At 69.7% G+C, this 17948-nt stretch carries 17 protein-coding genes and 1 pseudogene; 13 read left to right on the forward strand and 5 right to left on the reverse strand.

The genetic code is table 11. From position 1 onward, the window contains the following. Positions 1 to 242: 242 nt before the first annotated feature. On the reverse strand, positions 243 to 449 hold the full coding sequence (locus tag ACZ4QV_RS32605; RefSeq protein ID WP_361639873.1) for a hypothetical protein: 207 nt from the start codon (positions 447 to 449) through the stop codon (positions 243 to 245). 401 nt (positions 450 to 850) lie between these two features. On the opposite strand from ACZ4QV_RS32605, the gene ACZ4QV_RS32610 reads away from it, so the two are divergent. The 13 genes and pseudogenes from ACZ4QV_RS32610 (at position 851) to ACZ4QV_RS32670 (ending at position 12599) form a co-directional block, all read left to right on the forward strand. Continuing rightward, a complete protein-coding gene (locus ACZ4QV_RS32610; RefSeq protein ID WP_361639871.1) occupies positions 851 to 1405 on the forward strand; it encodes a hypothetical protein in 555 nt (184 codons plus the stop codon). Between the two features lie 663 nt (positions 1406 to 2068). Then, complete coding sequence (locus ACZ4QV_RS32615) at positions 2069 to 2716, forward strand: DUF6518 family protein (protein WP_361616751.1); 648 nt, start codon at positions 2069 to 2071, stop codon at positions 2714 to 2716. A 381-nt stretch (positions 2717 to 3097) separates the two neighbouring features. After that, positions 3098 to 3391: pseudogene (locus tag ACZ4QV_RS32620) on the forward strand (urease subunit gamma); the annotation flags it as partial. Between the two features lie 171 nt (positions 3392 to 3562). Continuing rightward, positions 3563 to 3889: an urease subunit beta gene (locus tag ACZ4QV_RS32625; RefSeq protein WP_361616783.1), complete on the forward strand. Its 327-nt coding sequence runs from the start codon at positions 3563 to 3565 to the stop codon at positions 3887 to 3889. Next, positions 3889 to 6051, forward strand: a complete 2163-nt coding sequence (locus ACZ4QV_RS32630; RefSeq protein WP_361616753.1) for an urease subunit alpha — start codon at positions 3889 to 3891, stop codon at positions 6049 to 6051. Before ACZ4QV_RS32625 ends, ACZ4QV_RS32630 begins: the two co-directional genes overlap by 1 nt. Before the next feature lie 123 nt (positions 6052 to 6174). After that, positions 6175 to 6849: an urease accessory protein UreF gene (locus ACZ4QV_RS32635; protein WP_361616756.1), complete on the forward strand. Its 675-nt coding sequence runs from the start codon at positions 6175 to 6177 to the stop codon at positions 6847 to 6849. A 29-nt stretch (positions 6850 to 6878) separates the two neighbouring features. After that, entirely contained in the window at positions 6879 to 7574 is a 696-nt protein-coding gene (ureG, locus tag ACZ4QV_RS32640; RefSeq protein ID WP_361157405.1) for an urease accessory protein UreG, read from the forward strand. Then, positions 7571 to 8443, forward strand: a complete 873-nt coding sequence (locus ACZ4QV_RS32645) for an urease accessory protein UreD (RefSeq protein ID WP_361581103.1) — start codon at positions 7571 to 7573, stop codon at positions 8441 to 8443. Before ureG ends, ACZ4QV_RS32645 begins: the two co-directional genes overlap by 4 nt. A gap of 727 nt (positions 8444 to 9170) precedes the next feature. Further along, a complete protein-coding gene (locus ACZ4QV_RS32650; RefSeq protein ID WP_467763788.1) occupies positions 9171 to 9452 on the forward strand; it encodes a MerR family transcriptional regulator in 282 nt (93 codons plus the stop codon). Between the two features lie 403 nt (positions 9453 to 9855). After that, on the forward strand, positions 9856 to 10059 hold the full coding sequence (locus ACZ4QV_RS32655) for a cold-shock protein (protein WP_028810498.1): 204 nt from the start codon (positions 9856 to 9858) through the stop codon (positions 10057 to 10059). A gap of 373 nt (positions 10060 to 10432) precedes the next feature. After that, positions 10433 to 11851: a DEAD/DEAH box helicase gene (locus tag ACZ4QV_RS32660; RefSeq protein ID WP_361157413.1), complete on the forward strand. Its 1419-nt coding sequence runs from the start codon at positions 10433 to 10435 to the stop codon at positions 11849 to 11851. 49 nt (positions 11852 to 11900) lie between these two features. Continuing rightward, positions 11901 to 12209 carry a CBS domain-containing protein gene (locus ACZ4QV_RS32665; RefSeq protein WP_361157416.1) on the forward strand — a complete coding sequence of 103 codons (309 nt, stop codon included), beginning with the start codon at positions 11901 to 11903 and terminating at the stop codon, positions 12207 to 12209. Between the two features lie 66 nt (positions 12210 to 12275). Continuing rightward, positions 12276 to 12599: an SCO5918 family protein gene (locus tag ACZ4QV_RS32670; RefSeq protein ID WP_361157419.1), complete on the forward strand. Its 324-nt coding sequence runs from the start codon at positions 12276 to 12278 to the stop codon at positions 12597 to 12599. Positions 12600 to 12805: 206 nt separating this feature from the next. Here ACZ4QV_RS32670 and ACZ4QV_RS32675 read toward each other — a convergent pair whose 3' ends face one another. The 4 genes from ACZ4QV_RS32675 to ACZ4QV_RS32690 form a co-directional block, all read right to left on the reverse strand. Then, entirely contained in the window at positions 12806 to 13345 is a 540-nt protein-coding gene (locus ACZ4QV_RS32675) for a cupin domain-containing protein (RefSeq protein WP_361157422.1), read from the reverse strand. Positions 13346 to 13380: 35 nt separating this feature from the next. Continuing rightward, complete coding sequence (locus ACZ4QV_RS32680) at positions 13381 to 14577, reverse strand: MFS transporter (RefSeq protein ID WP_361616760.1); 1197 nt, start codon at positions 14575 to 14577, stop codon at positions 13381 to 13383. 98 nt (positions 14578 to 14675) lie between these two features. Then, positions 14676 to 16163: an FAD-dependent monooxygenase gene (locus tag ACZ4QV_RS32685; RefSeq protein WP_361616763.1), complete on the reverse strand. Its 1488-nt coding sequence runs from the start codon at positions 16161 to 16163 to the stop codon at positions 14676 to 14678. A gap of 216 nt (positions 16164 to 16379) precedes the next feature. Further along, on the reverse strand, positions 16380 to 17321 hold the full coding sequence (locus ACZ4QV_RS32690; RefSeq protein WP_361157430.1) for a LysR family transcriptional regulator: 942 nt from the start codon (positions 17319 to 17321) through the stop codon (positions 16380 to 16382). Positions 17322 to 17948 lie beyond the last annotated feature (627 nt).

A 17948-nucleotide genomic window follows, 5' to 3' on the forward strand; every position in this document is an offset into this window, starting at 1 on the left:
GGAGCAGCTGCTGCCGCGATGTGGCGAAGGTCCACAGGCGTTCCACTCGACGCGGCGCCGTCGTGGCCCATGAGCGTGCCGCGCCTACGGACCGAGCCATCACCCCGCCGCGGCGACTCACTAAGTCCCAGGGACCGGCCTCACGCCACGGTATGTGGGCCGACGGCAGACGGGACGGAAGTCTGGACGAGTGGTGGGTTCAGGGTCAGTGCGTCTGCGGGGATCACCCAGGCGGCCTACGGCTAGACAGGCGAGCGATTCGTTGAGTTGTCGTGATCGCAAAGGATGAACACGGGCAAGCCATCGCGCGATGTGGATACGTCGAAGGTGACGATGGATGTCCGTATCGGGCCGTTGACCCCCTTGCAGACGTCAGGCTGTGCCGGTACCACCTGTTTCAGGCTCGGTGCGAGATCCGAAATCAAGAAGCGGTAGGTCAGCCCGTTCACTGGGCCACGATGAAGCCTGATCCACTTCCTGCGGGATGCGTGGCGAAGCCAGGAGGCCTAGCCCGTGAGATCCCGGCGACGTTCTCAGGCTGTCACTAACCGCGCTGTACAGCAGTGAGGTGCCGCAACCAGTCCGACCGATTCCGTCTACAGCTACCCGGGGACAGGCGTCCAGGCAGCGGCGCAGCGCCCACGGACCGCCCTGCCGGTAGTCCGCAACGAGCAGCAGCCAGCGCCCCGTCCGGACCGTCCCTGGGCCGTGCGGGGGTACTCAGTGATGACCAACAAAGACAGTCGATGACGACTCAGCCGCAGGTCAGGCGACATGGTAATGATGCATCCGCTGGTCACAGGCTTGGCGCGTCACTCTGAGAGCCCGGCAATCCGGCAACATGCTTCGCATGGACCTCTCTTCGATAGCCGTCGCCGGCCCGCTCTTCACCAGCGGGGCGGCACTCATAGTCGCCGGTGTCACACGTTGGACCCAGCGTGGGGTTGCCCGTGATCGGATCCACTGGGAGGCGCGGCTTGAAGTAGCCAAGCTGAGCGAGGCTCGCTTTGCTGCGGCTTTGGACCACCTGATTCAGGCGGCCGACGCAGCGAACCGCTACATCGTGCGGTCAGGCGACATCGACGTCACGGATTACGACGAGAGAGAGCCCTACGTCCTACCCATCTTGGACACAATCGGCCGGGCCCGTATCGAGGTGGCGGCGCTGCCACCCTTCGAGGGTAAGGGGGAGGTCGAGCAGGCAATCAAGACACTGGAAGGCCTAGTGGTTCCGCCTGAGAGCGCGAAGGAACTGAAACGATCATGGGAGCCGAAGGCGATAGGCGAAGCGATCACCTTGCTGAGTAAGGAACGAAGTCTCTACGTTGAGAGAGCCCTCGGCATCGCACCGCCCGGTGAGGAATCACGGCGCTGGCTGCGCGTCAGGCGCCCCAGACTCCCTTAAAAATGCTGCCATGCAGCCGTGCCCGATGCGTGCCCGGTAGGCCGGGGAACTGCGGTGAACAACGGGCTCAGCGAGGGTTCTGGCCGAGCCTCACTCGCGGCCGTCGCTGCAGGTCAACGACACTGGCGGTCCCAGATCTCCCGTGATTCCCAAGCTCAGAGCGCGGGTTCGATTCCCGTCACCCGCTCCATGACGAAGTCCCGGGTCAACGGCCCGGGACTTGTTTGTTGTCCAGGCCGGTGTGAGGCGCGTGGCCTTTTCGTGCCTCGAAGCAGGGGCACCGGCCGGGGGCGAATAGCCCGGGGAGCGTCTTGGTGCGGTCCCGCTCCGTCCTTTCGGCACCGCCGCAGTAAATGCGCGCGCCGCATCCCGGCGGCCGGGGCGCCCGTCAGGTCGCGATGGTCACGGGAAGGCCTTTGCCGCATTGCGTCCGGCATTTGCTGCGGGTGCGACGGGAAGCTCCGAGAGGAACTGACACCCGCTCAGGCGCGAACCGGGAAGTGCTCACCTCGATTTCCCCATTCCGAGAACTCAGGGCGATTACCCCATTGGTGGAGCCGGTCCGGGCAGGTCGAGGCAACGCGTCGCCGGCCCGGTACGTCCTTGTCACTGCACCAAGGGGCGTGAGCCTCGCAGCCCTCGGAAGAGACAGTGAGCACCACCATGAACGCGTCCCCTGTCACCGCCTCGGTGCCCCGCACGAGCGGAAGAACCTGGGTTTGCGCCACGGTGTCGGCGTGTGCCGGAGGGCTCCTTCTCGGCGTGCTGACCAACCTGGCCCAGGGGTGGCTTCCGGGGGCCTGGAACCAGATCACCAACTCCGGCGCGGTCTGGTCCGTCGCCGCGTTCGCCGCGGGCGCGCTGTCGGCCCGGCGGGTCAGCCTGGCCGCGACCGCCGTCGCGGGGCTGTGCGCCGAGTCCGGTCTCGTCGTCGGTTACTACGGTTACGCGGAGGTCGCGCGCGACGGCATGGGCTCTCTGCTCGCTCCCCTCGTCTGGCTGGGCATGGCGTTCCTCGCCGGCCCCCTGTTCGCGGTGGCGGGCTCTTGGTGGCGTGGCATCAGCCCGCGCCGCCGCGTTGTCGGCCTCGCCGCCCTCGCGGGCGTTTTCGGCATGGAGGCGATCCACTACGCCCGGGTCCTGCACTACGTCCCCCAGGCATGGGCCTGCCTCGCCGTTCTGGTCCTCGTGGCGCTGCTCATGGGCCGCACCCTCCGGGAACGCGTCCTGACCCTCCTGACCGCCCTCCCCCTCTCGGTACTGGCCTACCTCACCTTCTACGCAACGATTCTGGCGACGGTCCTCGGCTGATACACCTTTCGGACACTTTCCTCCCGGAACCGGAACGACTGCTGCCGCTCTCCGCAGCGCCGTCGGCCCTCGTGCCGCAATTCGTTCCCGCGCAACACGTCGCCTGTGAGACGTACCGGAGCGATCGGCGGAGCCCCGGGAAGCTGCCCCGTTTCGCGAAATTCGCCCGCGTCGCCAAAACCGTGCCTTTTCGTTTTCGCGGTGTGTCAACGGCCTATTCCCGGAGATTCACCAGATGGTGTGGAGCATCAGCACTTCGATGGTCCCGCCGTTCGGTCCCGCCCGATGATCGGAGAGCGCCCGCCGTCCTCCGGGGAAACGTTGTCCGTGACCTTGACGTGCCCGGTCGCAGCATCATCCGCCCCACAGAGACGAGCCATCGTGCACTTGACTCCGCATGAGCAGGAGCGCCTGCTCCTTCACGTCGCAGCGGACGTGGCAGCGAAGCGCCGTGAACAGGGACTGCGACTCAACTACCCGGAGGCCGTGGCGCTGTTGACCGGCCATGTCCTCGAAGAGGCCCGCAAGGGGAAGACGGTCGGCGAGGTCATGGACACGGGCCGACGGCTGCTCACCCGGGACGACGTGATGGACGGCGTCCCGGAGATGATTCCGGTCGTCCAGGTGGAGGCCACCTTCCCGGACGGCACCAAGCTGGCCACGATCCACGACCCCTTCCCGGAGGCCGCCGAGGAGCCGGCGCTCCACCCGGGCAAGATCGAACACCCCCGGCCGCCTCGCACCCCGGACTGCCCGGCCGGCTGTCACGCCGGCAGGTCGGCCTACTGCTGCGAGCAGTGCGACGACCGTGCGGTGTGGCACGAAGCGATCGCGTTCAACGAGAACGTGCAGGGCAAGCCCCTCACCCAGGGCAACCTGCAGGACGACCTGAAGACGATCAAGGTCAAGAACACCTCAGACCGCCCCATCCAGGTCGGCTCCCACTACCACTTCGCCGAGATCAACCCCGGCCTCAAGGTGATCACCGCTCAGGGCACGCAGGTGGAGCTCACGAACTGCGCCGACGCGATGGGGCGACGCCTCAACATCTCCGCGGGCTCGTCCGTACGGTTCGAACCGGGCGACGAGTGCTGCGTCGAGCTGGTCACGTTCGGGGGCCGGGCCAAGACCGACACCAAGGCGATTCTGGGACTGCGCGAGGGGACCGTCTGATGGCGGACGCACCGGAGCGGACGGCCGAGAACACCGCCATGAAGGTGGCTCCGCAGGACGCACCGGGGTCAGCGGCGGCCCCGGCAGGGAAGCAGCCCAGTTCGGCGGGACCGCCGAACCTGCCGGTGCCGCCGACGCAGAGAAAGCCGACGAGGACGAACAACCTGCTGACGCGGGCGGACTACACCGCTCGCTACGGGCCCACCACCAAGGACCGGGTCCGCCTCGCCGACACCGACCTCGTCGTCGAGATCGAAGCCGACTGGAGCGGCGGTCCGAAGTACAGCGGCAACGAGATGCTCTTCGGCGGCGGGAAGGTGATCCGCGAGTCGATGGGCATGTCCCACATCGCAAGGGACCAGTACGACGACGCGAAGAAGAATCCCGTGGACACCGTCATCACGGGGGCACTGATCATCGACTGGTGGGGTGTGGTCAAGGCCGACATCGGCATCAGGGACGGCAGGATCCAGGCCATCGGCAAGGCGTACAACCCCGAGACCATGGATCCGATCACGCATTTCGAGAAGCCGCGGCGAATCGCGAAGATCGAGGCCCCGCCGAAGCCCCCACCGACGACGCCGGTGACGCCCATGCCCCCGGAACCGACGCCGCCGACGCCGGAGAACTTCGTGGTCGGCCCGAGCACCGAGGTCATCTCCGGCAACGGCAAGATCCTCACCGCGGGCGCTGTCGACACCCACGTGCACTTCGTCTGCCCCGAGGAGGTCCACGAGGCCCTGGCCTCCGGCGTGACCACGCTCATCGGCGGAGGCACAGGCCCCGCCGCGGGCAGCACCGCCACCACCGTGAACCCGGGCGCGTGGCACCTGACCAAGCTCTTCGAGGCCCTGGACGACTACCCGGTCAACATCGGTCTGCTCGGCAAGGGCAGCACGATGAGCAAGCAGGCCCTGGAGGAGCAGGTGCGCGCCGGCGCCATCGGCTTCAAGGTGCACGAGGACTGGGGCGCCACACCCGCCGTGATCAAGAGTGCTCTGGATGCCTGCAAGGACCTCGGGGTCCAGGTCGCCCTGCACGCCGACTCGATGAATGAGTCCGGCTTCCTGGAGGACACCGAAAAAGCTTTCCACCACCAGACCATCCATGTCTTCCATGTCGAAGGCGCCGGCGGGGGCCATGCCCCGGACATGATCGAGCTGGTCAAGAACCCGCGGGTGCTGCCCGCCTCGACCAACCCCACCCGGCCCCTGACGGTCAACACCGTCAAGGAGCACATCGACATGCTGGTCGTCGCGCACCACCTCAACCCGGACCTGCCGGCGGACCTGGCCTACGCGGATTCCCGCATCCGCCCGTCCACCATGGCGGCGGAGGACCTTCTCCACGACATGGGGGCCATCTCGATGATGTCCTCGGACGCCCAGGCGATGGGGCGCATCGGCGAGATGATCATGCGGACGTGGCAGACCGCGCACGTGATGAAGTCCCGTTACGGCACGCTGCCGCAGGACCTGGCGTACGCGAACATCTCGGCGAACCCGACCCGCGACACGAAGCACAAGCACCGGGCCGCCACGACGGAGCCGAACGACAACTACCGGGTACGCCGGTACGTCGCCAAGTACACGATCAACCCGGCGATCACGCACGGTATCGACGACTATGTCGGTTCGGTGGAAGCGGGTCCGGAGAAGCGGGCGGACCTGGTGCTGTGGGAGCCGAAGTTCTTCGGCGTCAAGATGCACGCGGTCCTCAAGGGCGGCCAGCTCGCCTACGCGCAGAACGGCGACGCCAACGCCTCGATCACGACACCGCAGCCCTACCAGCCACGGCCGGTCTGGGGCTCCACCGGGCGCGCCCCGGGGCGCAACTCGGTGAACTTCGCCGCCCCGGGCGTGGCCGACGCGTTGAACACCCGTTACGAGACCACCGGGCAAAGGGGCGAGTACCAGACGACACAGAAGGGCCTCGCACTCAACAAGGTGTTCGTCGACATCAAGGACACCCGGGGTCTCACGAAGGGTCACATGAGGCTGAACGGCGTGCTGCCGCGGCAACTCGACGTGGACCACAACAGCTTCGAGGTCAACCTCGGCGGCGAGACGACGGGGGACTCCCCCACCATGCTCAACGGTGCGATCGTCCCGCGCTCCTACGTCGACCAGGTTCCCATGGCGCAGCGGTACTTCCTGTTCTGATCCGGCCTCCGTCCGACCGGTGGCGCCACTGCTCCGGTCGGGCTCCGGTCCAGCCCGGTACGCCCGCCAGGACCGCCTCACCATCACCCGTCCCGTGTCCCTGTGAAAGGCGGCCGCTCGCCGATGAGCCGCGCAGCCCTGCTCCTCCTGGCCGACGGCCGCTTCCCCGCCGGTGGGCACGCCCACTCCGGCGGCGTCGAGGCCGCGGTCGCCCATGGATCCGTACACGACACCGCCGGCCTGGAGGCGTTCTGCCGTGGGCGTCTGCACACGACCGGTCTGACGACGGCCGGACTGGCCGCCGCGGCCGCCGCCGGACATGACCCGTTGTTGCTCGACGCCGCCGCCGACGCGCGCACCCCCGCCCCCGCGCTGCGTGCCGTCGCCCGCAGGCTCGGCCGGCAGATGATGCGCGCGGCCCGCGCCACCTTCCCCTCGGCCGCTCTCGAAGCACTGGCCGTCGCGCGTCCCCGGGGCGCCCACCAGCCCATCGTTCTGGGTCTCGCCGCCCGCGCCGCCGGCCTCGCCCCGGTGGACGCCGCCCAGGCCGCCGCGTACGAGAACATCAGCGGGCCGGCCACCGCGGCCGTGCGCCTGCTGAGCCTCGACCCGCTCAGCGCCTCCGGGCTGCTGGCCCGTCTCGGCCCCGAGACCGATGCCGTCGCCCAGGCCGCGGCCGACGCCGCGCACCGCGCGGTGACCGAGGGGCTCGACGCCCTCCCGTCGGCCTCCGCCCCCCTGTCGGACATCACCGGAGAGCAGCACGCCGCCTGGGCCGTCCGCCTCTTCGCCTCCTGACCCGAATCCCCCCGCAGACCGGAGTCGACATGCACCTCGACCACGCTGAGATCTTTCCCCGGCGGCACACGCACAGCGCCGAGCCGCTCCGCCCCGACGGCAGCCGCCGTGCCCTCCGGGTCGGGCTGGGCGGCCCGGTCGGCTCCGGCAAGACGGCCACCGTCGCCGCGCTCTGCCGCACCCTGCGCGACCAGTGGCAGATCGCCGCCGTCACCAACGACATCTATACGCGCGAGGACGCCGAGTACCTGCGCCGCGAAGCCGTCCTGCCGGCCGAGCGCATCACCGCCGTCGAGACCGGCGCCTGCCCGCATACCGCGATCCGCGACGACATCTCCGCGAACCTGGAAGCCGTCGAGCAGTTGGAAGAGACCCACCGGCCCCTCGATCTCGTGCTCGTCGAGTCCGGTGGCGACAACCTGACCGCCACCTTCTCCAGGGGCCTGGTCGACGTGCAGATCTTCGTCATCGATGTGGCCAGCGGCGACGACATCCCCCGCAAGGGCGGCCCCGGCATCACCACCGCCGACCTCCTCATCGTCAACAAGACCGATCTCGCCCCGTACGTCGGCGCCGACCTGGACACCATGGCTGTCGACGCGCGGCGACAGCGCGGGGACCTGCCCGTCGTCTTCACCAGCCTCACCTCCGACGACGGCATCCGTGAGGTCGCCGACTGGGTCACCGGCCACCTCGCGCAGTGGCGCGCCGAGGCAGCCGTATGACCCCGCCCGCTCAACTCGCTCCCGCGCGGCGGGCAGCGTCCGCCCCTGACGTCCCCCCGGCCGGTGCCCAGGAGCCCGCCGGACACCCGCACGGCGTACGCGCCACGGCCCGGATCCGTGCCGCGCACAACGGACGCGTCACCACCCTCCCGCAATTGCACAGCGACGGCCCCTTCCACCTGCGGAGCATGCACACCGCCGGAAACGCCGCCACGGTGGGCATCCTCGGGGCGATGAGCGCCCCGCTCGGCGGCGACCGGCTCACCCTCGACATCACCGCCGAGGACCGGGCCGAGCTGGAGGTCACCACGGCGGCCGCCACGCTCGCCCTGCGCGGCCCCACCACCGACGCGGCCACCTACGACGTCCGCCTCACCGCCGGAGAACACGCCCGGCTGCGCTGGTTGCCCAAGCCCCTGATCAGCGCCGCCGGCAGCAACCTGCGCCAGACGTGCACGGTCGCACTCGCCGCCACCGCACGACTGGTCCTGCGGGAGGAGCTGCTCCTGGGCCGGGCCGACGAGGAACCGGGCCATCTCGTCAGCCGGCTCCTGGTCCACCGCGCCGGGCGCCCACTCCTCGACCAGCACACGGCGTACGGGGCCCCGGAACCCGGCTGGGACGGCCCGGCCGTCCTGAACGGGCACCGCGCCGTCGGCCAGCTCCTGGTCGTGGACCCACGCCTCGACACCCGACAAGCCCCCGTCCTCCTCGGCGAAGGCACCAAGAACGGGTGCGCCGTCCTCGCCCCGCCGGCCGACGGCCCGGCCCTCCTCGCCACCGCCGTCGCCCCCACCACGTCAAGGCTGCGGGACCTGCTCGACGAGGCACAGGAACACGCCCTCGCCGCCGGCTCCGCCAGGCCGTAGACATGACAGAACAGCCGGTGGTCCGCCGTCGGCAGGTCCGGCCGGCTGAGCACGGCGCGAGACCGGATCCGTCGGCGGGGCGCCCGGGTGGGAAGGACCTGCCTCCCCTACCTTTGCGATGCCGGCGGCTCCCAGGATCCTGATGCGTCAGCGCCCGGAAACCTGTAGCGGCCACAGTAGACATTGCGGGGTCTCGGCGTTATGGTTGGGCACGTAGCCAGAAGTCGAAGAACGGCGCGGCAGAGGCGAACCGCCGCGCAGGCCGTGCCAGCAGTGCGGCTCGGCAGTGGAGTGGCGGGGCCGGAAGTGCGTACAAGGGTTCCGCCGCTGACTGCCGGGCCGACGGCCCCCAGGGGTCGTGACCGAACCGCACGGTCCGCAGTACCGGCAAGGTGACCAGCAGGAAGAAAAAGGAGGCAGACGCCATCAGGATCGCCCGGGCGAGGAAGGATCCGCCCGGGTACCGCAGGCCCCGAAAGGACAGGTGGTCCCCGGTCACGCATCCGCGATCCCCGCACGCCCCACGCCCCTTTCCGGGCAGTGGGATGCGGATACACAAAGCCGGCCCACAGTCGGCCGGCAGATGGTGTTGAAGTCCCCTCGGGGCCCTGGTGCCGTACGGCACCAGGGCCCCTCGATGTGTGAAACACAAGAGGTGAAAGTGACAGAAGAAAAATCCCTCAGCCCCGCCGGCCCTCTCGACGACGACGACTACCCCGCGTACACCATGGGCCGCGCCGCGGCGATGCTCGACACCACCCCGGCCTTCCTGCGCGCCCTCGGCGAACACCGCCTGATCACCCCGCTGCGCTCCGAGGGCGGCCACCGCCGCTACTCCCGCTACCAGCTACGCATCGCCGCCCGCGCCCGCGAGCTCGTCGACCAGGGCACCCCGATAGAGGCCGCCTGCCGCATCATCATCCTCGAAGACCAGCTCGAAGAGGCGCAGCGCATCAACGAACAACTGCGCCACCCCGCCGGCGAGGCCCGCCGCACGGACGGCGGCTGACTCCCGCCCCGGCCGCTCCAGGGCCGGCCTCGCCCCGGCACCCGCCGGCCGGCCGGACCGCCCGGCCGGACCCCCGGCGGCCCCCGATGCTCCGCACGGGCCTTTCGGCCGGGTTCGCACCATACCTGTGCCCGCGGAATGAGAAATACAGACGGGGCGCCGTGAAAACATTTCCCGCGGCGCATCTGATGGAATTTCCCACTATCTGTTTCCGTCATCGGCGTGGTACTGTCGATCCCAGTTGCAGTTGTGGTTCCCAAAAACTTCGAGTGCTCTTCACCGGCGCATCAGCCGTGCGGAGCCCTCTCGTTATTCTCGGTCTTTTTCCGAATGGGGCAATCATCGCAGCGACACGGTATCGGCACAGTGCGGATACCGGGCACTGCCCCGAAGGAGAATTGACATGGCATCTGGCACCGTGAAGTGGTTCAACGCGGAAAAGGGTTTCGGCTTCATCGAGCAGGACGGTGGCGGCGCTGACGTGTTCGCCCACTACTCGAACATCGCCGCCCAGGGTTTCCGCGAGCTGCTCGAAGGCCAGAAGGTGAACTTCGACATCGCGCAGGGCCAGAAGGGCCCGACGGCCGAGAACATCGTTCCCGCCTGATCGCGCACCGTACGAGCAGGGGCCCGCACTTCGGGGTGCGGGCCCCTGCTCGTTACCCGCAGCCCTCTCGTCGTCAGAGGGCGATGCGGCGCGGCGCAGCGCCGCGACGGGCCGGTGTCCGGCGGTTCCGCCGGATCGGCCCTCGTCACCCGGTCGGCAGCCCGCTGCCCGGGCCCGGCACGCACAGGACCGGACAGGACGCCGAAGCGTGTCTCCGCCGGAACCACCCGACGTGTTCCAGCGACAGTCCCTCGCTTCTTTCCCTGCGTCGCACTTGTATTCCTGTATCCATTTCGGCTCGTTCTCGCGATTCCCTGCGTTGCTCTTCTGCTGTGGGAATTCCTTGGTACGCGCCGCGCCAAGGAGGTTCCGTATGAACCGCACACGCACGAACGACCGATCGTCCCGCTCCCGCGCAGCCGGTCACGGTCGCCGGCCCGCCGCTGTACACGGCGAGTTCGCTCCCCCGAAGACGACGACTCCGGCGCTGCCCGCCGCCCAGGCGTTCGCCGATCTCGACATGCCCCGGCGACTGCTCGAAGAGCTGAGCTCGCAGGGAATGCGGGTGCCGTTCCCGATCCAGGGCGCGACCCTGCCGAACACCCTCGCCGGCCGTGACGTGCTCGGCCGTGGGCGGACCGGTTCCGGCAAGACGCTGGCCTTCGGCCTCGCGCTGCTGGCCCGTACCGCCGGACAGCGCGCCGAACCCCGGCAGCCCCTCGCACTCGTCCTCGTCCCCACCCGGGAACTCGCGCAGCAGGTCACCGACGCGCTCACCCCTTACGCCCGCTCCGTCCGGCTGCGGCTGGCGACCGTCGTCGGCGGGATGTCGATCGGCCGCCAGGCAGGCGCGTTGCGCGACGGCGCCGAAGTCGTCGTCGCCACGCCCGGCAGGCTCAAAGACCTCATCGAGCGCGGGGACTGCCGGCTGAACCAGGTCGGCATCACCGTGCTGGACGAGGCCGACCAGATGGCCGACATGGGCTTCATGCCGCAGGTCACCGCGCTGCTCGACCAGGTCAGGCCCGAAGGGCAGCGGATGCTGTTCTCCGCCACCCTGGACCGCAACGTCGACCTCCTGGTCCGGCGCTACCTCACCGATCCGGTGGTCCACTCCGTCGACCCCACGGCCGGCGCGGTCACCACGATGGAACACCACCTGCTGCACGTCCACGGCGCTGACAAGCACGCCGCCGTCACCGAGATCGCCGCCCGCGAAGGCCGGTCGATCATGTTCCTGGACACCAAGCACGCCGTCGACAAGCTCACCCGGCACCTGCTCGGCAGCGGCGTCCGTGCCGCCGCCCTGCACGGGGGCAAGACCCAGCCACAGCGCACCCGGACGCTGGCCCAGTTCAAGGCCGGGCATGTCACGGTACTGGTGGCCACGAACGTCGCCGCCCGCGGCATCCACGTCGAGGACCTCGACCTCGTCGTCAACGTCGATCCGCCCAACGACCACAAGGACTACCTGCACCGCGGCGGTCGCACGGCCCGCGCCGGCGCCTCCGGCAGCGTCGTCACCCTGGTCCTGCCCAACCAGCGCCGCGCGATGGACCGCCTGATGACCGACGCCGGCATCACCGCGCAGTCCACCCGGGTCCGCTCAGGAGAGGACGCACTGCACCGCATCACCGGTGCCCAGGCCCCCTCCGGAATTCCCGTCACCCTCGTCACCCCGGCCGAGCCCTCCCGACACGGCGGTGCCGCCCGGCGCGGCCGGCGCAGCCGCACCGCGCAGGCCACACGCCGAGCAGCCCAGCGGCAGCCGGTGCGCAACGTGGCGGCGTGAACATCGTTCGTGAACAGGGCATCGGTCCCAGCTCCGCAGGAGGTACCTTGTGAGAACGGTTCAGCTACGCCCCCACCCGGCGACCCCCGCCCCCTCCGACACCGCGGCCACGGACGCCGCCGGGCCCCGGGTCTGGGACGACATGACCGTCGAAGTGGCCCTGTCCGTCATGGCCGGCGCCCGTACGGAACGCCTGCTCGTCTGCGACGACGACGGTCAGGGAACCCGTGTGGTCACCCAGGCCCAACTCGCCGCCGTCCGCGCCGGTTCCACGTACACCGACCAGGCCCGCCTTCGTGAGATCCCCGGTGGCAGCGCCCCCTTCGCTTCGCCCCGGGCGGCCGACACGGCCGCGTAAGCGCCCCTGTCCCGTCGAACCGGCTCCCCCCGGCCCGGCCTTCCCACCCCCATCCTGCGAGGTCTCATGCGCTGTGTCATCGCCCGCTTCCCCTTCGACCTGACCAAGGCCGGGGTACAGCAATCGATGCAGGCCGTCCGGCCCGAACCGGTCACCGGCGAGTCCGTGACCATCGGCCGCCGCCAGTACCCCCTCAAACAGGTGGGCCAGGTGATCACCCGCCAGGACCGCCGCGACTTCACCGCCGCCGAAGTCCTGCGGGCCATGACCCGCCTCGGCTTCACCTGCCACACCGCCCCCGTCCAAGCCGCCCAGGCGGAGATGGCCGCGCCCGGCCTCAGCCCGCTCCAGAGGGCGTCCGCGATGCTCGGCGCACCCGGGTCGGCCTGACCCTCCGCGCAGGCGAGCGGCGAGAAGGCGGACCGAGCGCGGAGCGCGGGTTCGATTCCCGTCACCCGCCCCACAGACAAAGGCCCAGCTCAGGAGTCGATCCCCGAGCTGGGCCTTCGTGTTGTCCGGGTCGGCGGTCAGCCCCGGACCGGTGGGCCGGCGCTGCCTGCCGGGTGGCGTGCTGCCGTACTGGTGGCGTGCTGCCGTCAGGCTGCGATGGTGGTGAGCTGTTCGATGCCGTGGCGTTTGCGCAGGGCGACGATGGCTTCGGGGCCGGACTGGTTGTTGACGAGGGCGGACAGTTCGCGGAGGTAGTCCTCGTGGCCGGCCGGGAAGGACAGGAACAGCATTCTGGCTTCGGTGTCGGTCGGGTTGGCGAAGGCGTGCGGGCAGCCGGGCGGTACGAAGATCATGCTGCCGGGGCCTGCCCGCAGTACGGAGCGGCCGTCGCGGGAGCGCCATGCGCGCCAGTTGTTGTCGGTGGTGCTGTCCGGTTCGAATGCGAGCAGGTCGAGCTCGCCTTCCAGGACGTAGAAGAGTTCCTCGCCGTGGTCGTGGCGGTGGGCCCCGACGTCGAAGCCCGGGGGGACGACGACCTCGAACGCCGAGTTCAGCCGGGCGTCCTTGGCGGAGACCTTCACCTCGATCCGGAGTCCGCCGATCGTGATGCGGTCGCCGTCGCCCGGGTGGAGCATCAGGCCGTCGGTCGCCGCCGAGGTTTCTGCCCCTGCTGACCCTGCTGACATGGATGGCGCTTCTGTCATTGTTTGCCTCCGTTCGGTCAGTTCTGATTGTTCAGCTGCGGCTGGGGAACCGGCAGGGTCCCGGGGCCCTGTCCGCGCCGGGTGGCCGCGGTGACGACGACGGCCAGGACGAGGCCGACCACGGCGAGCAGGGCGCCGAGCCAGACCGGCGCGGTGTAGCCGAAGCCGGCCGAGATGACGAGGCCGCCGAGGTAGGCGCCGAGGGAGTTGGCGATGTTGAACGCGGACTGGACGGACGCGGAGACCAGTGAGGCGCTGTCGGGGGCCTTGCTCATGATGTAGGTCTGCATGATCGGGCCGAGGCTGAATCCGGCGACGCCGGACGCGAAGAGCCCGACGGCCGCGGTGATCTTCAGCGGGGCGGCGAGTGCGAACAGCACCAGGACGACGGCCAGGACCGCCAGGGCCGTGTAGAGGCTGGGGACCAGGGCGCGGTCGGCGGCGCGGCCGCCGATGACGTTGCCCACCGTCATGCCCACACCGAGCAGGACCAGGAGGTAGCTGACGGAGGTGGGGGTGAAGCCGCTGGCCTCGGTCAGCAGGGGGGCGACGTAGCTGTAGACGGTGAAGATGCTGGCGAAGCCGACGGTGACGGTGCCCAGCGCCAGCCAGACGTCGCCTCGGCGGAACGCGGCGAGTTCGTCGCGGACGGAGGTGGGGGCGGACTTCGGCTGCCGGGGAATCATGAGGGCGATGGCGATCACGCTGAGTACGCCGATGGCGGCGACGACCACGAACGCGGAGCGCCAGCCCAGCGTGGTGCCGAGGTAGGTGCCGAGCGGTACGCCGGCGATGTTGGCCAGCGCGAGGCCGAGGAACATCATCGACACCGCCTTGGCGGTGCGGTCGGCGGTGACCATGCCCGCGGCGACCACGGCGCCCACCCCGAAGAAGGCCCCGTGCGGCAGGCCCGCCACGAACCGCGTCACCAGCATGACCGGTTCGTTGGGGGCCAGCGTGGTGGCGATGTTGCCGATGGTGAACAGGGCCATCAGCGACAGCAGCGTGGTCTTGGCGGGCAGCCGCCGGGCGGCCAGGGTGAGCAACGGGGCGCCGATGACGACCCCGAGGGCGTACGCCGAGACCAGGTATCCGGCGTCGGGGATGGAGACGTCCAGGTCGTGCGCGACGGTCGGCAGCAGGCCCATCACGACGAACTCGGTGGTGCCGATGCCGAAGGCGGCCAGGGTGAGTGCGGCCAGTGCTAGGGGCACGGGTCCTCCTCCGTGGAGCGGGCGGGGGGGGCGGCGGTGTGGGGGCCCGGCCGGGGCCGCGCGGGCCGGGCCGGGCCCGCGTGGTAGCCGACGGGCGGTCAGGTGCGGGCGGGGCCGCACCATTCGGTCAGGGCGGTGCGCAGGCCCGCGTCGCTGACGGGCGCGTCACCGGCCCAGGCGAGACAGCCGTCGGGACGGATGAGGAGCACGGCGGCCTCCGCGTCGGTGTCCAGGGCGGCGACGGCCCGTATGCGGTCGCTCCAGGGCTCCGCGGCGCGTACGGCGTCGGAGGTGCCGGTGAGGTCCAGCAGCAACGGGCGTCCGCCGCGCAGCAGTTCCGCCAGGCGTACCGTTCCGGCGTCGGTCTTGAGCTGCCGGTCGGCGACGAAGGTACCGACGCGCGGGTCGGCACTGCCGCCGTAGTGGATGTCGGTGCCGTAGATCGCGTCGGTCAGGTAGTTGTTGACCTCGTCGAAGCCCATGAGGACGGTGAACAGCTCGCGCAGCGCGTCGACCTGAGGCCCCGGGCGCATCAGGGCGACCTGGGCGCGGGTGTTCTGCAGGACCCGTTCGGCGACCGGGCGGCGCTCGGCTTCGTAGGTGTCCAGCGGTTCGGGGCGGCCCTGGCAGGCGGCGGCGAGCTTCCAGCCCAGGTTCACGGCGTCCTGGAGGCCCAGGTTGGCTCCCTGGCCGCCCGCGGGGAAGTGCACGTGCGCGGCGTCTCCGGCGAGCAGGACGCGCCCGGCCCGGTACTGCGCGGCCAGCCGGGTGCTGTCGGTGAACCGGGAGACGAAGCGGACGTCGGTGAACTCGATGCGTTCGCCGGTGACCCGGTGGACGGACTCGACCAGTTCCTGGGCGGTGGCCGGCGTGTCGGGCACCGGCCGGTCCCACTCGGTGGTGGAGATGCGGCCGTCGGGCATCCGCATGAACCAGCCGCGCTCGCGCCGCTGCCAGCCCATGGGAAGGCGGTCCACGTCGGTGATCGTGCCCAGGCCCATCCAGTTGACCAACTGCGGTTCGGTGCCCGGGAAGCCGATGCCGGCGAGCTTGCGTACGGTGCTGCGTCCACCGTCGCAGCCGACCACGTAGCCCGCCCGGATCACGCTGCTGCCCTGCTCGTCCCGCACCGTGACGGCCACCCCGTCGGCGTCCTGGTCGAGCCCCGTGACCTCGGCGCCGTGCCGGACGACGGCTCCGGTCCCGGTCGCACGGCGGGTCAGCACGGCCTCGGTGGCTTCGCGGGTCAGCGCCAGTTCCTGGGGCTGTTCTGCGGTGACGGTACCGCGGCCCAGTACGAACATTCCGGCGAAATGCCCGCGCGCCGAAGTGTTCGCCAGGCGGCGGCGGTACTCGTCCAGATTTGCCGTGTCCTTTTCGGCCGCCAGGAAATCGGTGAGCAGATCGCGGCGGTCCATGATTTCGAGGGTCCGGGCGTGGATCGTCAGGGTCCTCGGCTCGTTGGCCCCGGGCGCGAGGCGCTCCACGACCAGCGTGGACACCCCGTACATCCGCAGCTCACCGGCGAGCATCAGCCCGACCGGGCCACCGCCGGCGATGAGGACGTCGTAATCGTTGCGCTGCATGACCAGCACCAGCCGCCTATCTGTATATAAAACACGCGCGGGAATTCCGGATGTCCGGAATGCGGCTGCCGCCCGGGAGTTTTCATTCTCAGGCCCTACGGCGGAGTCGCCAATTCATCAGTATCGATCCCACGGTATCCGCGGCACCAGGCATCACAAAATGCAATTCCGATAAGGCAGCGTTGCCTTCGGGGGCAATGGGCTGGTGCGGGCCAGTCAGGCGGGGGTGGGCTCGTCGAGGCCGCTGCCGCTGTCGGCGTGCAGGCTCTCGAAGACACCGCGGACGCAGTGCCGGAACCAGGTGTGCGTGGGGTCGGCCTGGTGCCGGACGTGCCAGGACTGCGCGATGACGATGGGCGGGAGCCGCAGCGGAATCCGTACGGTGCGCAGGTCGAGGAGACGGACGGCCTGACGGCTCAGCTTCTCGGTGGCCAGCCCCACCAGGTCGGTCTGCGCCAGCATGTGCCAGGAGGCCACCCAGCTCGGTACGACCGAGACCACCTGCCGGTGCAGCCCGCGCTCGGCGAGGTGGTCGTCGATGGGCCCGGTGAGCCGGCCGCGCCGGGAGACGCTGATGTGCTGGGCCCCGGCGAACCGCTCCAGGGTGACCTCGCCGCGCAGCAGCGGGTGCCCGGCGCGGACCAGGGCCAGCACCCGGTCGACGACGAGCCGTTCGCTGTTGACCTCTCCGGAGGCGGAGTCGGCCACGCTGATCACCAGGTCGGTGCCGCCCTCCCGCAGTTTGGGGGTGCTGTCACCGGAGTCCTCCGGCACGAACCGCACCGTGACGTTGGGCGCCTGCCGGTGGACGGCGCCCAGCAGGGGCTGGGCGAGCGCGCCGACCACCATGTCGTTGGCCTGCACGGTGAACGTGGTCTTCAGCGAGCCCAGGTCCGGCACGCCGGTCTCCAGGAACATCCCCGTGGCCTGCTCGACCAGCGAACGCACCTGCTCACGGATGGCGAGGGCACGCGGCGTCGGCACCATCTGCCGGCCGGCGCGCACCAGGAGCGGGTCGCCGAAGGCCCGTCGCAGCCGGGCCAGGGTCCGGCTCATGGTGGGGGTGGAGGTGCGCATGCGCTCGGCGGCGCCGGAGACGCTGCCTTCCTCCAGCAGGGCGTCCAGCGCGATGAGGAGGTTCAGGTCGACAGATTTCATCTGGCACAACCTCCGGTTATCAGGATTGATGTGGACGGCGAGCCCTGCCCCGGCTTACTGTACAGGGAAAGTAGTTTGGCGCGTGGCATGAGCCCGAATTGCCCCCGTGCGGTCCACGCTGCTTTTTCGCGCACCTCCGGTCGAATTTCACCCATGACTTTCAAAAGTTACGGCAAACCGCACGGTGCAGTGGGATCACGTCGCCTCAGGCGACCATTCACCGATGGAAAATCGCCCGCCGAGGGACGGAACGGGGCACTCCGCCCGCCACCTCGTCCGATTTGCGCCTACGCAATCACCACGGAAAAGCAAAAGACAGATAAAGCCGAACCATGTCCACCAGGCCGTTGGCGCCGTATTTACGCTGAGATGGCGAGACGGGTGATCTCCGTCTCACCGCAGTTGCCCGGACCGAAGAACACGGTAATGTTTTCGACGCTGTGGCCGGCCCTGCGCCATTCCTTGCGGGCACTGCCGGCCGATGACGTTTTTTGGAAGGGTTCTAAGCAGGGAACGCTTAGCTCACCAGATGGGGGACCAAAAGCATGTCAGGCAAACCCGGACGAAAATTCAACATAAGTTCTCGCAGCGATTCCCTATCCGTCAACCTTCCGTCCGGGCCCCTCT

This window comes from Streptomyces sp. NPDC026394, assembly GCF_055567735.1.

Excerpts from the sequence above, each read along its gene's own strand:
- ureG (WP_361157405.1), top strand. The coding sequence starts at position 6,879 with ATGCACCTCGACCACGCTGAGATCTTTCCCCGGCGGCACACGCACAGC.
- ACZ4QV_RS32655 (WP_028810498.1), top strand. The coding sequence starts at position 9,856 with ATGGCATCTGGCACCGTGAAGTGGTTCAACGCGGAAAAGGGTTTCGGC.
- ACZ4QV_RS32650 (WP_467763788.1), top strand. The coding sequence starts at position 9,171 with ATGGGCCGCGCCGCGGCGATGCTCGACACCACCCCGGCCTTCCTGCGC.
- ACZ4QV_RS32615 (WP_361616751.1), top strand. The coding sequence starts at position 2,069 with ATGAACGCGTCCCCTGTCACCGCCTCGGTGCCCCGCACGAGCGGAAGA.
- ACZ4QV_RS32670 (WP_361157419.1), top strand. The coding sequence starts at position 12,276 with ATGCGCTGTGTCATCGCCCGCTTCCCCTTCGACCTGACCAAGGCCGGG.
- ACZ4QV_RS32685 (WP_361616763.1), bottom strand. The coding sequence starts at position 16,163 with ATGCAGCGCAACGATTACGACGTCCTCATCGCCGGCGGTGGCCCGGTC.
- ACZ4QV_RS32610 (WP_361639871.1), top strand. The coding sequence starts at position 851 with ATGGACCTCTCTTCGATAGCCGTCGCCGGCCCGCTCTTCACCAGCGGG.
- ACZ4QV_RS32675 (WP_361157422.1), bottom strand. The coding sequence starts at position 13,345 with ATGTCAGCAGGGTCAGCAGGGGCAGAAACCTCGGCGGCGACCGACGGC.
- ACZ4QV_RS32630 (WP_361616753.1), top strand. The coding sequence starts at position 3,889 with ATGGCGGACGCACCGGAGCGGACGGCCGAGAACACCGCCATGAAGGTG.
- ACZ4QV_RS32660 (WP_361157413.1), top strand. The coding sequence starts at position 10,433 with ATGAACCGCACACGCACGAACGACCGATCGTCCCGCTCCCGCGCAGCC.
- ACZ4QV_RS32645 (WP_361581103.1), top strand. The coding sequence starts at position 7,571 with ATGACCCCGCCCGCTCAACTCGCTCCCGCGCGGCGGGCAGCGTCCGCC.
- ACZ4QV_RS32635 (WP_361616756.1), top strand. The coding sequence starts at position 6,175 with ATGAGCCGCGCAGCCCTGCTCCTCCTGGCCGACGGCCGCTTCCCCGCC.
- ACZ4QV_RS32690 (WP_361157430.1), bottom strand. The coding sequence starts at position 17,321 with ATGAAATCTGTCGACCTGAACCTCCTCATCGCGCTGGACGCCCTGCTG.